Genomic DNA, 14330 nt, shown 5'->3' with positions numbered 1-14330 from the left:
TCCCGTCCGACTAAGGGAGCGACGCCAGCCGCAGCAGCGCGATCAGCCGCGCCCGGGTCTCGCCGTCGGCGACCCCGTCCACGCGCTCGGGCCGCCAGTGCCGCTGGAAGGCGCGCACCACCGTCGCGGTGTCGCCGTCGAAGGCCCCCGACGGCGGCAGGTCGTAGCCTAGCCGCGTGAGGCCGGCCTGGAGCGCGAAGACGGCCGCGCCCTCTTCGCCCTCGCCGATCGGCGCGCCCGGCGCGGGCGGGGCCTCGGCCCAGAGGCCGTGCCCCGCTTCCGCCAGCCGCTTCCAGGGGAACAGCTCGCCGGGGTCATCCTTCCGCGCCGGCGCCACGTCGGAGTGGCCCACGATGTCGCGATCCTCGATCGTCCACCGGCTCCGGATGTCCGCCATCAGCGCGATCACCGCCGCCACCTGGACCTCTGGGAAGGGCCGGTACCCCCACTCGTGGCCGGGATTGACGATCTCGATCCCGATGGAGTCGGCGTTCACGTTGCGCCGCCCGCGCCAGTACGAGACGCCGGCGTGCCACGCCCGCCGTTCCTCGGGCGCCAGCCGGAAGACGCGGCCGTCCTCCTCCACGAGGTAGTGCGCCGAGACCTTGGCCTCGGGGTCGCGGAGGCGGGCGAGCGCCGCCTCCCCGCTCTGCATGCCGGTGTAGTGCAGCACGATCATGCTCGGCGGCGCCGTGCGCGCGTCGAAGTTCGGCGAAGGGGCTTCGATGAAGGTCGTCATGAGTCGCGGTTCCGCATCGCCAGCAGCAGGGCCATCATCCGGTTGCCCCGGAGCACGATGATCAGGACGCCGGCCAGGGCCAGCAGCCCGCCGATCGCCATCCGCGGCCCGAACGGGTCGCCCAGCAGCGCCACGCCCAGGGCGATAGTGGCCAGCGGCGTCACCAGGATCAACGCCGAGATCAGGTTCGCCTCGTAGCGCTGGAGCAGCATCACATAGGCGGTGTGGGCGCCCAGCGAGACGATCAGCGCCGAGAAGAGCAGCGCGGCCCAGAACGTCCAGCCCGCGCCCAGCGCGGCCTCCACCTGCCCCGGCTCCAGGATCAGCGAGAGCGCCGCCATCGGGACCACCGAGGTGATCCCCACCCAGGCCTGGAACGTCAGCGGGCGCATGCCCTCGATCTGCTTGGTCAGGATGACACCCACGCTGGACATCAGCGTGGCGCCGGCGACCAGCAGCAGGCCGGTCGAGAGCGCCACGCCGTCGGGATTCCACATCACCGTCAGCACGCCCGCGAAGGTGAGCGCGACCCCCAGGGCGCGGCGCCACCGGATCCGCTCGCCCAGGAACGCCACCGACAGCAGGAGCGTGATCGGCATGCCGAGCTGGAACACCACCGCCGCGGCCGACGGCGTGGAGTACTTCAGGCCCACGAACATCAGGCCGAAATTGCCGCCGCCCATCAGGAAGGCCGCCAGCATCAGACGCCAGAGCGGTCGCGGCGCCGGGCGCAGGAACGGGATCAGCAGCGCCGCCAGGATCGCGAACCGCGCGGCCGCATAGAACAGCGGCGGCACGTCCAGGATGCTGACCACATACTTCGAGACGATGTTGTTGACCGCCCAGACCAGGCACATGGCCATGAGCAGGCCGAAGTCGCGGGGGGCCATGACGTCCAGCTAGGGCGCCGCCCCCCTCGTCCGCAACCTCAGGCCCGGAAGAACCGCCCCGGGCCGGTGTCGAGGCGGTCCATGTGTGTCGCGAACGCCCCATGCGGAGCCCGGGCGAGCCCGCCGGCCCGGAAACGAAGACGGCCGCCCCGCGCGGGCGGGACGGCCGTCATGTCCGAAATCGTGGCGAAGCCTACGCCGCCTGACCCAGGCTCAGGCCCTCGTAGCGGGCCAGATGGTGGTCGACCGACCCGAACGCGCCCTCGATCATGGTGGCGCGCTTGAAGTAGTGGCCGATGGCCATCTCGTCGGTCATGCCCATGCCGCCGTGGAGCTGGATGGCGTTCTGGCCCACGAACTTGCAGGCCTTGCCGATCTGCACCTTGGCCGCGGAGACGGCCTTGGCGCGCTCGGCGTCGTCCGTGACCTTGATATTGGCCATGTAGGTCATCGAGATCGACTGCTCGAGGTTGATGAACATGTCGACCATCCGGTGCTGGAGCACCTGGAACGAGCTGATCGGCACGCCGAACTGCTTGCGCTGCTTGGTGTATTCCAGCGTGCCCTCGTGCAGCTTGCGCAGCACGCCGCAGGCCTCGGCGCAGGTGGCGGCGATCGCCTCGTCCACCACCTTCTCGATCAGCGGCAGGCCGCCGTCGGCCGGGCCGATCAGGGCGTCGGCGCCCACCGACACGTTCTCCAGATACACTTCCGAGGCGCGATTGCCGTCCACGGTCGGATAGTCGCGGGTCGACACGCCCTTGGCGCCCTTCTCGACCAGGAACACCGAAATCCCGCCCGCGTCGCGCGGGCCGCCCGACGTCCGGGCGGTCACGATCAGGTGCGTGGCGAACGGCGCGCCGATCACCACGGCCTTGTGACCGTTCAGAACCCAGCCCGCGCCGTCCTTCTTGGCCGTGGTCTCCAGCGCCGCCAGATTGTAGCGGCCCTTGGGCTCGGCGTAGGCGAAGGCGAGGATGTTCTGGCCCCCGATGATGCCGCCGATCAGGTCGGCCGCGCCGGCATGGCCCGAATGCTTCAGGAAGCCGCCGCCGATCACCACCGTGCCGAGGTAGGGCTCGACGACCAGCGCCTTACCGAACTCCTCCATCACGATCATGTTCTCGATCGGGCCGCCGCCTAGGCCGCCCAGGTCCTCCGAGAACGGCGCGCCCAGGATGCCCAACTCCTCGGCGAAGGCCTTCCACACTTCGGGCCGCCAGCCCGGCTCCTTGGTCACGACGGCGCGACGCTTGTCGAAGTCGTAGTGGTCGGCCAGGTAGCTGGCGACCGTGTCGCGCAGCATCGACTGTTCTTCGGTGAAGCTGAAATCCACGGGGCGCTTACTCCATGAGTTCCCCTCCCCCTTGCGGGGAGGGGTTAGGGGTGGGGGTGTCCGCGCTGATCCGCGCATGGATCACCTGAAGGATCTCATCGGGCTGCTGGCTGTTCCGGAAGCGAATAACCCGATAGCCGCGCCCTGTCAGCCAAGCCTCGCGCGCCGTGTCGCGGGCCGCAACCGAAGGCAGGTCGTGCACGCCGCCATCCAGTTCGACAATGAGCCGGTGGCGATGGCAGACGAAGTCCACGGTGTACGGGCCGAAGGGAGCCTGGCGGCGGAAATGGAGGTCGCTCTTGCGCAGAACCTTCCACAGCGCCCGCTCCGAGTAGGTCGGCTCGCGGCGCATCCGACGCGCGGCTTTTTCAGCGCGATCGGACTTGTGGATCGCTCCCGGCGTGCGCTCCAACCTCATGCCTCCCCTCCCCCCCTGCGGGGAGGGGCCGGGGGTGGGGGTGCAATCGCGGAGGTTGGGGTCGACACCCCCACCCCAACCCCTCCCCGCAAGGGGGAGGGGCTTGGAGGGTGGCATCATCTTCCGCGCCCGCACGACCACCCGCCTTAGAGCCCCAGGACGGCCTTGGCGATGATGTTGCGCTGGATCTCGTTGGACCCACCGTAGATCGAGGTCTTGCGGCCGTTGAACATCTCTCCGGCGAGACCGTCGGCGTAGTCCGGGCCCACGCTCACGTTCGAGCCGCGCAGGTCGCGCAGGAACGGCGCGCCGTAGTGGCTGACCGCCTCCAGCGCCAGCTCCTGGAGCCGCTGCTGGATTTCGGTTCCCTTGATCTTGAGGATCGAGCTTTCCGGGCCGGGCCCCTTGCCGCTCGACTCGCCGGCCAGCGTCCGAAGCTCGGTGAACTCCAGCGCCGAAAGGTCGATCTCCAGCTCGGCCACCTTGCGGCGGAAGAAGGCGTCGGCCAGCAGCGCCGATCCGGTGTCCGACCGCTCGGTGCCGGCGATCTCGCGCACCTTCTCGAGATTGCGCTTCGAGCGCGCCACGCCGGCGATGCCGCTGCGCTCGTGCGCCAGCAGCGCCTTGGCGCAGGTCCAGCCCTGGTTCTCGTGGAAAATGCGGTTCTCGACCGGCACCTTCACATTGTCGAGGAACACGTCGTTGACCTCGTGCCCGCCCTCCAGCGTGATGATCGGGCGTACGGTGATGCCCGGCGTCTTCATGTCGATCAGCAGGAACGAGATGCCCGCCTGCGGCTTGGCGTCGGGATCGGTGCGGACCAGGAAGAAGCCCCAGTCGGCGTGCTGGCCAAGGGTCGTCCACGTCTTCTGGCCGTTGACGATGTAGTATTCCTTGCCGTCGTCGCCCTTCACCCGCTCGGCCCGGGTCTTCAGCGAGGCCAGGTCCGACCCGGCGCCCGGCTCGGAGTAGCCCTGGCACCACCAGACCTCGCCGTTGTAGATGCCCGGCAGGAACCGCTTCTTCTGCTCGTCGGTGCCGAAGGTGTAGAGCACCGGCGCCAGCATCGAGAGGCCGAAGGGCATCAGGCCCAGGCAGTCGGCGCGCGCGGTCTCTTCCGACCAGATGTACTTCTGCGTGGGCGTCCAGTCGGTGCCGCCCAGTTCCTTCGGCCAGCTCGGCGCCACCCAGCCCTTCTTGGCCAGCACCTTGTGCCACAGGAGGTATTCCTCCTTGGTCAGCGCCCGGCCCTCGTCCTGCGCCTTGCGCAGTTCGGCGGGATAGTTGTCCTTGATGAACGTCCGGACCTCGTCGCGGAAGGCGTTCTCTTCGGGGGTGAAGTCGAGGTTCATCGGATCCTCCGGAAGCTTGGGCGGCTTACGCCGTATCGGTTTCGCCGACCCTATACGCATGGACGCGCGGGGAAGAAAAGATGACGCTGACGTCAGCGTCAACAAAATCGGAATCATGACTCCGATTTTTGTTCGCTTCGGCGGATCGAAGTAGATGGGCACGGTGACGATCCCGCCCTCCGACGGCGCCCGCCGAACCCACATCGGCCGGGGGCGCCCCGACCTGAAGCGCTGCGGCGGCCAGGATTGCGATCATGCGAGCCTCCTTCCTGGAGCTTGGGCGACGCGCCGCCGGCGCTCAGTTCGTGTCGATGGCGCGACGAAGCTTGCTCAGCGCACGGGGATCCTGCCCATGACGTCGAGCATCGACCCGAAGCCCGCCGCCATGTTGGACGGCAGCATACCCTCGCAGGCCGCGCGGTCGCTGGCCGTCGGCGGCCTGGCGTCGGACGATAGCGACCGGAGGCGGGCGTCGATCTGCGACGGCGAGAGCTTCTCGGACAAGAGCCTCAGTTCGAGCATCATGCGCCACACGAAGAACGGCGGTTGCAGGGTCTGTTCCGCCGGGGATTTCTCCAGATCTCCAGCGGCGACACGGTAGCATCGCGTTATGGCCTCGACGCTCTGCGGCCCCTCCGCGGATGGACCTTTCGGCAGTATGAACCGGATCGGGATAAGCACGGTCCCGCCGGCCACCGGCTGTCCATCCTTTGTCTGAGGCCCCATCCGGAACAAGGTGCTCAGGCCCATGGCGGCAGCCCCGAAGTCGTGACCGACGGGCTCCTCGGCGACGACGGTGCAACCGACCAGCGTCCCCTCTCCGGAGACACTGCAGGAAATGGTCGCCCGCCCCTCCACCTCTTCCCGCGCGGCCTTCGCCGGGTACAAACGGGCCATGTCCTCGCCCGAGGGCCGCCGGACCCAGTCCACGTTGGCGGTGGCGATGGGCTGAGACGCGGCGCTGGCGGCCGGCGCCGACCCCGCCTGAAGAAGCGCGGCGGCCAGAACTGCGATCATGTTGGTTCTCCCCAAGCTGAAGCTTAGGGCTGAACGACCCGGGGCCTCAATCTCCAATGGCGCCGATGGCGGACGGGTGCGCCGTCCAGCCGGCCTCCGCCGTTCGCAGGCTCACGGCGCCGGCGGCGCGCGGAACGACAGGGTCATTCGCAGGTCCGTCCCGGCCCCCGCCCGCGGCGGCTTGACCAGTATCCGCTTCTGGAGTTCGAGCGCGGCCGCGCCGAAGCCCTGCCCCTCGGGAGCCTCGGCCTCCACCGTGCAGTAGATGCGGCGCGCGCCCTTCTTCCCGCGGCACGCCACCGTGGCGTCGCCCGAAACGCCTGCAGCCAGGGCGGCCTTCGGATACGCGTCGTCCCAGGCGTACGGGTCCTGCAGGATCTCCCAGCCGCCCTCGGCCCGCGCGAAGACGATCGGAGGGTGCATGCGCATGCGGAAGTGGAGGGGCCGCCCCGCCACCGGGCGACCGGACCGATCCACAGGCTTCAGGCGATAGAGGCCGAGGATCTGCAACAGCGCCTCGCCGCCGCCGAGGCCGGGACGGCTGTCCTCCACGATGCGGCAGTCGTTCAGCATCCCGTCCGGGCCGGCGATACAGACGGCCTCCAGACTCGCGCCGCCGCCCTCCTGGGCCAACGCCTTCGGATAGTAGCGGGACGCCACAGCCGGCGGCGGGCGCTTGTCCCAGTCGGGTTCGGTGATCCGGTTGGGGTCGTCGGGCGCCCAGGACGGCGCAGCCGCCTGCACCAGCATAGCCGCCAGCCACATCCGCTTCCGCCCCCATCCCCGCAAACCCGGCCTGAGCTTAAGGTTGGAGGGTCGCTCGCCTCAATCCCTCGCCGTCCGCCCCTCGCCGTCCGAGCAGTGCGACCGCAAGCGGCGCGGCTTGACAGTTGCACGAAATGTTCTATCTTTGTTCTCAATGAGCGCCATCAGCGACATGCAGGGCCTGTCCGACCTCGGCGAATGCGCCTACGCCCTGGGCATGGCGTTCGGCCGCGAGGCCAACGCGGCGACGGACCAGGAGCGGATGCTCCGCTACTTCGACCTCTTCCAGCGCTGCTTCCACGGCTACCGCGTGTCCATCGCGCTGAAGCTGCGGCTGTCGGCGGCCGCCCGGCGCGAGGCGTCGGTCGCAGCTGGTGAAGGCCTGCGCGACCGGGCCGACCCCGCCGAATCCGACCCGACCGAACGCGAGCCCGTCGAGCGTGAACATCCCGAGCGCGAGCGGATGGATTGCGACCGCGACCGCGAGACCGCCAGCCTCCCGCTCCTGCTGAAGACCCTGGACGGCGTGGTCGCCGGGGCCGAGGCCCTCCCAGGTCCCCAGCCGGCCGAGCTTCCGACCCTGCGCGAACTCCTGGCCCGGATGGGCGCCCGATCCTCCCGGCCGCCGTCCGAACCCGTGGCGACGTCGTCCCGGCCAGCGACAGGCTCCATGGCAGGCGTCGCCGTACTCGCCCGGCCTCCTGCCACGGCGCCCGGCGCCCGTGCGCGATGGTTGCGGGGCGCAGGCCTCGCCAGCCTCGCCGGCCCCGGCGACACCCTGCGCCCGGCCACGGGCCCGCCCCGCAGCGGCTGACGACCTTTCCGCGGCCGCGACGACGTCTTCGCGCCCTGTTCCCTAGCGCCCCGCCCCCGATCCAACCCCGACCCCGACTCCTGCTGGGAGCGCGGGCCGCACGCGCTGTCCGCCAAGGCCGCGGACAGCGCTTCGCGTCAGTCGTCGTCGGCGACCCGCGACCACGGGATGGGGATGCTGCGGGTGCGGTCGGCGGCAACCCGATGCGCCCCTCGGGTGTTGCCTGCCTTGCCACCGCGGCGGCGAGCCGCCAAACCTCCGGCCTCCGTAAGCCCAGGCCCGCATGCCCCGCATCGTCACCTACAACGTCCACCGCTGCGTCGGGACCGACCGCCGGCTCGACGTGGCCCGCATCGCCGACGCGCTGGGCCGGCTCGCGCCCGATATCGTGGCCCTTCAGGAGCTGGACGTCGGCCGCCGGCGCACCAATCACGTGGACCAGGCCCACGAGATCGCCGAACGGCTGGAGATGGCGCATCACTTCCATCCCGCCTTCCGCGTGGAGGAGGAGCTGTACGGCGACGCCATCCTGACCGCCTGTCCCGAGCGGCTGGTCAAGGCGGCGGCCCTTCCCGGCCTCCCCCGCGTGCGGGGTCTCGAGCCGCGGGGCGCCGTCTGGGTCGAGGTGACGATCGGGGGCCGCGCGCTTCAGGTCATCAACACCCACCTGGGCCTGGTCCCGCGCGAGCAGCAGGTCCAGGCGGCCGAACTGGCGGGGCCGGCGTGGCTCCAGCATCCCGACTGTCGCGCGCCGACGATCCTGCTGGGCGACTTCAACGCCACCGCCAGCTCGATCGTCTACCGAACCCTGACCCGCCAGCTACAGCCCGCCCGCCGGCTGGCGCCGGTGCGCCAGCCCAGTTCGACCTTTCCCTCGGCGCTGCCGGTGCTGCGCATCGACCATGTGTTCGTGGGCGAGGGCGTCGTGGTGCGCGACGTGTTCGCGCCGTACGACCCGATCTTCCGCGCGGCCTCGGATCATCTGCCGCTGGTGATGGACTTCGACCTTCTCTGAACCCGCGCCGGCAGCGCATCCCGGTACAGGCAGTCCCGCCGCCGCCACGGCCGCCAGGCGTCCTCGGGCGACGCCGGATCGCCCAGGTGGTAGGCGGCCGTGAACACGCCGAAGGCCGAACGCCGGGTGAGTTCGATGGGCCGCAGGCGGCCCTCGCGGTTCAGCGCGTCGATCGCCGGGATCAGGCCGCCGCGCTCGGCCCGCGCCTTCGAGACCGCATCGCCGGTGTATCCCAGGAAGTGCGCCACCAGCCGGTCGCGGAAGGCCGCCACCACGCGACGCGCGCTCTCGTCCTCGGCCTCAAGCGCCACCTCGATCTCGGTGTCGAACCCGAACGAGCGGTTGTTGAGGTTCGCCGAGCCGATCCGCGCCAGCCGGTCGTCGAAGACGCTGACCTTCGAGTGGACGATGATCTTCGAGCCGGCCGCCGTGACCGGATAGAAGGCCCGGAACCGTCCGAAGACGTCGGCGGCGCGCAGGCGCCAGACGGTGTTGGCGCGGGCGTTGTCCATCGTCAGCTTGTCGAACCAGCTCGGCGAGCGGCCGGTCGAGATCAGCACCACCTCGGGGCCCTCGGGCTCGCCCAGCCGGTTGGCCAGGGCCTCGGCGATCAGGGGCGAGGTGAAGTACTGGTTCTCCAGGTAGATCGTCTCGCGCGCCGCCGCGATGCTGGCCAGCGCCAGGTCGCGGATCTCGTGGACGTCGGGCTGGTCCTGCCAGGGCGGCGCGGTGCGGGCGACGCCCACCCGGGTGTCGGTCACATGCGGCGGGATATGGTCGGGCCACGGATCGCCCCCCGCTTCGGGCGGCGGCGACAGGGTCTCGCCGGTGGCGCAGCGCCAGCGCTCGCGGAAGTGGTCGCCGAAGGTCCGCGCCGCCGCGCCGTCCGCCATCACCATCACTTCGTGGCGCGGGTCGTGGCAGTCCTGGTCGGGCATGATCCGGCGCAGGTCGTGCTCCAGGTGACCGGGGGTGTCCCACCGGTCGACCCCGATGTCGCCGCCGCCGCAGAACGCCAGGCGGTCGTCGATCACCACCGCCTTCTGGTGATGGCAGGCGCCCAGCGGCACCTTGTCGTCCAGATGGAACCGCACCCGGCTGTCGCGGAACCAGGCGCGGGCCTTGTGGGGGAAGAACTCCTGGGTGGCGGCGATGGGCAGCGCCGACTTCCAGATCAGCAGCCGGATGTCGAGGTCGGGCCGCTCGCGGGCCAGGTCCAGCAGGACGTGGCCCACCTCGTCCGGGTCGTTGGGGCCGTCGTGCCCGTCGGGAAACAGGCGGGTGCGGGGATCGAAGGCCCAGCCCAGGATCAGGATCGAGCGGCGCGCCTTGCGGAACGCCTCATACAGCGCGGTGAAATAGGCCTCCGTATCGATGAGGAACGCCACCCGGTCGGCCGGCGCGATACGCCAGCAGGTGTCTCCCGGGACCAGCAAACTCATCGACGCCCTCGCTGCACCGCCACCACGGGAGTCAAATCCTACGGCGAAGCCATGGTTCCGGGCAAAAAAGCGAGGTCCCGCGCAAAAAGCCCGCGCAAAAAGAAGGTGCGGCGGCTTTCGCCGTCGCACCTGGCTGGGAGGCCGGAGTTGGGCTTGGGATCTATTGCCGCGCGACGGTGTCCGGGCTGGCCAGGAACGCCTGGCATTCCCCATTGAGCTCGGCGGTCAGGCGCCCTCGCCGATCCTCGCTGCGAGCTTCGCGGCGGGCCTTGGCGAACTCCTCTTCGCCGCGGCCGACGATGTACGCGGCGCGGGTCTTGCGCTCCGACTTCACGAACGCATCGAGCGCGGCGGGATCGACCACGCCCTGGATACTCGCAGCCAGACCCTTGCAGCGGTTGGCCTTCAGGAAGTCGACGTCGGTGACCCGGTCGGCCGCGCTGGCGGCCCCGACACCCAGGCTGGCGACGAAGCCGGCGGCGACGAGTGCGATGGTGGCGGACTTCATTGAGACGTCTCCCTTAAACATGAGCAAATGCTGGAGAAACGAACGCTTCAACTCAAATGAACAAGCCGCAATGTTGAGTATTTCTGGATTAATATTAAGTCATGATACATTGATGTTACGTCTCCGGATAAACAGCTTGTAATGTTACATGCATCCAGGCCAGAACGGCGCATGGTCAAGCCGACACCGAAGCTGGACGCCGCGGGCGTCGACACCCTTCTGCGCCGCGCCTTTCCGCAAGCGTCCGAACACGGCCTCCCGCACGTGCTGGCCGTGGAGCCTGGCCGTGTGCGTCTGGCCTCGACCTACCGCCCGGACATGCTGCGCCCCGGCGGCGTGATCGCGGGGCCGACGCTGATGTCCCTGGCCGACACCGCGGCTTACGCCCTGGTCCTGGCCCATATCGGCGACCAGCTCATGGTGGTCACGTCCCAGCTCAACATGAGCTTCCTGCGCGGGGCCCGGCCGGGCGACCTCCAGGCCGAGGCCGAGTTGCTGCGCCTGGGCCGCCGCCTGGCCGTCTGCGACGTGCGAATCTGGACCGAATCGGCCGACCGGCTGGCGGCGCAGGCCAACGTCACCTACGCTCTGCCGGCATGAGCGGCCCGCCTCCCCCTATCAAGACACCCTGCATCAAGGTCTGCGTCGTCGACGGCGAAAGCGGGCTTTGCATGGGCTGCTATCGCCGGCTGCACGAGGTGGCCGGCTGGTCGCGCCTCACCGACTCCGAGCGCGACGCGATCCTGGCCGAACTGCCGGACCGCCGCGCCCTGATCCGGCCCGAGAAGCTGGCGATGTTCTGAACCGGCGCCCGGCTCGCCCCCACCGTATTCAAGCCTCGTAAACCCTGGGCGTTCACCGGATCAAAAGGCTGTTCGCCTAGGGTCCGCCCAACGAGACGGGCCAGAAGGCCGCAGTCCTGGGTGATACGGGTGTCTTCATTCGCCAAGCTGGCCGTCGTCGCGGCCGCCTCCGCGGCGCTCAGCGCCGGCGCGGTCCAGGCCTTCCAGGCCGAACCGCTGCGGCTCGCGCGGCTCGACGCGCAGGGCTTCGCCGCCGGCCCGCTGAAGCCGGGCGGCGGGGCCGTGGCCAAGGCCGCCGATGGCCACTTCTGGGCCGAGGCCGAGGTCGCCGCCCAGGCCGCTCGGAACGCCCAAGGCGCGGCGCAATCCACCGACACCCGGGTCCGCTTCCTGGTCGACACGGGCGCGACCGCCGTCGCCCTCACGCCCCAGGACGCCGCGCGTCTGGGGTTCCGCCCCCAGGACCTGAAGTACGCCCACAACGTCACCACGGCCGGCGGCTCGGCCCGCGCCGCCGCGGTGACCCTGGCCTCGGTGTCGATCGACGGCGCCCGGCTGGAGAACGTGCAGGCCCTTGTCGTGTCCGACGGCCTCGACGTCTCGCTGCTGGGGATGAGCTACCTAGGCCGCCTCACCCGCTTCGAGGCCACCCGCGAGACGCTGCGCCTCGAGCCCTGACCTCGCGGTCCGGGGCGACGCCTGCGTCACCGCCTCCAGCGCCCGGTCGATCACCTCCAGCCCCGCGCGGGGCTTCACGCCCTCGACGGTCAGGATGCGCCGCCACGCCCGCGCGCCGGGCGCGCCGTGGAACAGGCCCAGCATGTGCCGCGTCATCGCCGCCAGATGCGTCCCGCGCGCGAGCTCCGACGCCACGTACTCCCGATAGGCCGCCACGGCCGCCGCGGCGCCCACGCACGTCCCCTCGCCGAACAGTCGCCGATCGACATCCCCGAGCAGGCCCGGCGTGTGATACGCGGCCCGCCCCAGCATCACGCCGTCCACATGCGCCAGATGCGCCTCGGCCTCGTCCAGCGACCCGATTCCGCCGTTGATGACGATGGTCAGCTCCGGCCGTTCGCGCTTCAGCCGCCACACCAGCGGATAGTCCAGCGGCGGAATATCCCGGTTCTCCTTGGGCGAGAGCCCCTTCAGCCAGGCCTTGCGGGCATGGACGACGAAGTGCGACACGCCCGCCTCGGCGCAGAGGTCCACGAGCCCGAACAGGCTCGCCTCGGGGTCCTGATCGTCGACGCCGATGCGACACTTCACCGTCACAGGAACCGACACGGCCGCGCCCATGGCGCTCATGCAGTCGGCCACCAGTTCGGGCTCGCGCATCAGACAGGCGCCGAAACGGCCCGACTGCACCCGGTCGGACGGACAGCCGACGTTGAGGTTGATCTCGTCGTAGCCCAGGTCGGCGCCGATCCGCGCCGCAGCGGCCAGATCGGCCGGCTCGGACCCGCCGAGTTGCAGCGCCACAGGATGCTCAACGGGCGAATAGGCCAGCAGCCGCTCCCGCTCCCCATGCAGCACCGCACCCGTCGTCAGCATCTCCGTATAGAGCATCGCGCGCGCCGACAGCATCCGATGCAGGACCCGACAATGCCTGTCGGTCCAGTCCATCATGGGGGCCACACAAATCAGATGTTGTTGTTTTTTCAATTATTTCTCGCGATCTTTCAACATCAAGGGCGAACCTCAGGGACCTCCGTTCTACGACGCTCTACCACCCGCTTCGAAATCCCTGCGCCCGATCTGCACACGGAAAGTGGCCTTGATCCGTAAACAAAGGTCCGGCGCCTGGACGAGCGCCGACGGGGCGCCAACGCCATCTAAGGCGTGGCGTCAGGCCGCGCCAGGTTCCCCTCCCCGGCAGGCGCGCCCGGTCTGCGATCCTTGATCAGCTTGGTGGAGGCCGCCTGGGCCAGCAGCTGGCCGTCCTGATCTCGGAGATCGGCCTGCGCGACTGCAAGGGTCCGCGACCGATGCGTTACCTGACCCGTCCCGATGAGGCGGCCCATCTGCGCCGGACGGAGGAACCGCGTGCTGAGTTCGAGCGTCGCAGGCCACTGGCCCGGCGATAGCGTCGCCTTGACGGCGTTACCTAGGGTAGCGTCGAGCATGGCGGCGACCAGTCCGCCCTGCACTGCCCCGTTCTCGTTGCAGAACGCCAGCGCCGCCTCAAACTCCAGCGTGACATTCCCGTCCGCCGTGGCGCTGACGATACGACGACACAGCAACTGGGCGACCGGCGAATCCAACTGCGCCAGACGGCGCGCGACATCTTCGCTCATCGCTCAGGACCTGGTGTCATAGAGAGGGAGTTTCGGCAGCACGACCAGGACGGTCGTATCGCTCAGCGCGATGAGTTCGTGCGCCTCGCCTTCCGGCGTGTGCAGGTAGTCGCCCGGCCCGAGCCGAACCCCGTCCACTTCGCAATCGCCTTCCAGGACGAAGAGCTCCTCTCCGCCAGGATGGCTGTGCCGCCCGCCGCTTGTCCCCGCCGCGAAGCGCGTGAGCAGCGTGGCGCCCTCGCTCTCGCCGTGCGCCCGCAAGACGGCATAGCGTACGCCGGGACGATCCTCACGCCAGGTACGATCCGCCATCCTGGACGCCGTCAATTCGCTCATCTCGTTCCCTTCCCGCCTTCACCACGGACATCTGCGATCGCCGCGGCGATCGCCGCGATAGCCTCCGATCCGTCCACACCCAGATCCTCGAGTTCGCCATCCGCCGCCGCGTCGCAAAGACGCTCGATGGTCAGCAGGGCCGCATAGAGTGACCAGCGCGGTCGGCCCGTGTTGGCGGGGAGACGCTCAAGCGCCTCGACCTGCTGTTCCCGGCTGCCCCGTCTCGCCCTGCGGACGCGGGCGTCCTCCACCGCGAGCAGCCGCAGGCTGCGACGGAAGATCCGCCAGTCGACATGATGCTGTAGTACGCCGCGCGCGATAGCGGCCGCGCCGCCCTGAGACCTCACGGCCTTGCCGACCGCGCCCCGCTCTTGCGCCTGCCAGGCGCCATAGACGGCGATGAAGGCGTCAGTCTTGTCCTCAAAGTGCCTATAGAAGGTCTGCGGCGCGAAGCCCGCCGCCCTGGCGATCTTGTTGGTGTTGGTCCCGTAGAAGCCGACCGTATTGAACTCACGGGCCGCAGCCGCCAGCAGGCGATCGTGGGTTCCCGCCGCGCCAGCCTCGTCCGGAAGCAGTGCCGAAATGCTTGACATGTGAT

General features: G+C 69.7%; 18 protein-coding genes. 5 read left to right on the top strand and 13 right to left on the bottom strand.

The features are described 5' to 3' along the window. Positions 1–10: 10 nt before the first annotated feature. From ABS78_RS07270 to ABS78_RS07240, 7 genes are all read right to left on the bottom strand, one after another. The gene (locus ABS78_RS07270; RefSeq protein WP_293376540.1) at positions 11–739 is read right to left on the bottom strand and encodes an N-acetylmuramoyl-L-alanine amidase; all 729 of its coding nucleotides are present in this window, start codon (positions 737–739) and stop codon (positions 11–13) included. Further along, complete coding sequence (locus tag ABS78_RS07265) at positions 736–1629, bottom strand: DMT family transporter (RefSeq protein WP_293376538.1); 894 nt, start codon at positions 1627–1629, stop codon at positions 736–738. Before ABS78_RS07265 ends, ABS78_RS07270 begins: the two co-directional genes overlap by 4 nt. 193 nt (positions 1630–1822) lie before the next feature. Next, entirely contained in the window at positions 1823–2965 is a 1143-nt protein-coding gene (locus tag ABS78_RS07260; RefSeq protein ID WP_293376536.1) for an acyl-CoA dehydrogenase family protein, read from the bottom strand. Between the two features lie 7 nt (positions 2966–2972). Then, positions 2973–3383: an endonuclease domain-containing protein gene (locus ABS78_RS07255; RefSeq protein WP_293376534.1), complete on the bottom strand. Its 411-nt coding sequence runs from the start codon at positions 3381–3383 to the stop codon at positions 2973–2975. Positions 3384–3529: 146 nt separating this feature from the next. Then, positions 3530–4735: an acyl-CoA dehydrogenase family protein gene (locus tag ABS78_RS07250; RefSeq protein WP_293376532.1), complete on the bottom strand. Its 1206-nt coding sequence runs from the start codon at positions 4733–4735 to the stop codon at positions 3530–3532. 330 nt (positions 4736–5065) lie between these two features. Continuing rightward, complete coding sequence (locus tag ABS78_RS07245; RefSeq protein ID WP_293376530.1) at positions 5066–5752, bottom strand: energy transducer TonB; 687 nt, start codon at positions 5750–5752, stop codon at positions 5066–5068. Between the two features lie 111 nt (positions 5753–5863). Continuing rightward, positions 5864–6517: a hypothetical protein gene (locus tag ABS78_RS07240; RefSeq protein WP_293376528.1), complete on the bottom strand. Its 654-nt coding sequence runs from the start codon at positions 6515–6517 to the stop codon at positions 5864–5866. 154 nt (positions 6518–6671) lie between these two features. On the opposite strand from ABS78_RS07240, the gene ABS78_RS07235 reads away from it, so the two are divergent. Together ABS78_RS07235 and ABS78_RS07230 are read left to right on the top strand one after the other, a co-directional pair. Further along, the gene (locus ABS78_RS07235; protein ID WP_293376526.1) at positions 6672–7331 is read left to right on the top strand and encodes a hypothetical protein; all 660 of its coding nucleotides are present in this window, start codon (positions 6672–6674) and stop codon (positions 7329–7331) included. A 283-nt stretch (positions 7332–7614) separates the two neighbouring features. Next, positions 7615–8346 (top strand): endonuclease/exonuclease/phosphatase family protein, encoded by a 732-nt coding sequence (locus tag ABS78_RS07230; protein ID WP_293376524.1) that lies wholly within the window; start codon positions 7615–7617, stop codon positions 8344–8346. Here the strand turns inward: ABS78_RS07230 and ABS78_RS07225 are convergent. Next, positions 8310–9788, bottom strand: coding sequence for a phospholipase D-like domain-containing protein (locus ABS78_RS07225; RefSeq protein WP_293376522.1), 1479 nt, complete (start codon positions 9786–9788; stop codon positions 8310–8312). The genes ABS78_RS07230 and ABS78_RS07225 overlap by 37 nt on opposite strands. Before the next feature lie 160 nt (positions 9789–9948). After that, complete coding sequence (locus ABS78_RS07220) at positions 9949–10296, bottom strand: hypothetical protein (RefSeq protein ID WP_293376520.1); 348 nt, start codon at positions 10294–10296, stop codon at positions 9949–9951. Between the two features lie 171 nt (positions 10297–10467). On the opposite strand from ABS78_RS07220, the gene ABS78_RS07215 reads away from it, so the two are divergent. The 3 genes from ABS78_RS07215 to ABS78_RS07205 all read left to right on the top strand — a co-directional run bounded on the left by ABS78_RS07215 (position 10468) and on the right by ABS78_RS07205 (position 11777). Continuing rightward, complete coding sequence (locus ABS78_RS07215; RefSeq protein ID WP_293376518.1) at positions 10468–10896, top strand: PaaI family thioesterase; 429 nt, start codon at positions 10468–10470, stop codon at positions 10894–10896. Next, the gene (locus tag ABS78_RS07210) at positions 10893–11099 is read left to right on the top strand and encodes a DUF1289 domain-containing protein (RefSeq protein ID WP_293376516.1); all 207 of its coding nucleotides are present in this window, start codon (positions 10893–10895) and stop codon (positions 11097–11099) included. The genes ABS78_RS07215 and ABS78_RS07210 overlap by 4 nt, the downstream gene beginning before the upstream one ends. A gap of 129 nt (positions 11100–11228) precedes the next feature. Beyond that, on the top strand, positions 11229–11777 hold the full coding sequence (locus ABS78_RS07205; protein ID WP_293376514.1) for a TIGR02281 family clan AA aspartic protease: 549 nt from the start codon (positions 11229–11231) through the stop codon (positions 11775–11777). On the opposite strand, the gene dusA is transcribed toward ABS78_RS07205, so the two are convergent. The 4 genes from dusA to ABS78_RS07185 all read right to left on the bottom strand — a co-directional run bounded on the left by dusA (position 11721) and on the right by ABS78_RS07185 (position 14325). Next, positions 11721–12764: a tRNA dihydrouridine(20/20a) synthase DusA gene (gene dusA / locus ABS78_RS07200; protein ID WP_293376512.1), complete on the bottom strand. Its 1044-nt coding sequence runs from the start codon at positions 12762–12764 to the stop codon at positions 11721–11723. The genes ABS78_RS07205 and dusA overlap by 57 nt on opposite strands. A gap of 170 nt (positions 12765–12934) precedes the next feature. Next, positions 12935–13396 (bottom strand): PaaI family thioesterase, encoded by a 462-nt coding sequence (locus ABS78_RS07195; RefSeq protein WP_293376510.1) that lies wholly within the window; start codon positions 13394–13396, stop codon positions 12935–12937. A 3-nt stretch (positions 13397–13399) separates the two neighbouring features. Further along, positions 13400–13732 (bottom strand): cupin domain-containing protein, encoded by a 333-nt coding sequence (locus ABS78_RS07190; RefSeq protein WP_293376508.1) that lies wholly within the window; start codon positions 13730–13732, stop codon positions 13400–13402. Further along, positions 13729–14325 (bottom strand): TetR/AcrR family transcriptional regulator, encoded by a 597-nt coding sequence (locus ABS78_RS07185; RefSeq protein WP_293376506.1) that lies wholly within the window; start codon positions 14323–14325, stop codon positions 13729–13731. Before ABS78_RS07185 ends, ABS78_RS07190 begins: the two co-directional genes overlap by 4 nt. Between the last annotated feature and the right edge of the window lie 5 nt (positions 14326–14330).

Source organism: Phenylobacterium sp. SCN 70-31 (genome assembly GCF_001724605.1).
Classification (GTDB): Bacteria; Pseudomonadota; Alphaproteobacteria; order Caulobacterales; family Caulobacteraceae; genus Phenylobacterium.
Note: the sequence above shows the minus strand (reverse complement) of the source record. Positions and strands in the feature narration are given on the sequence as shown.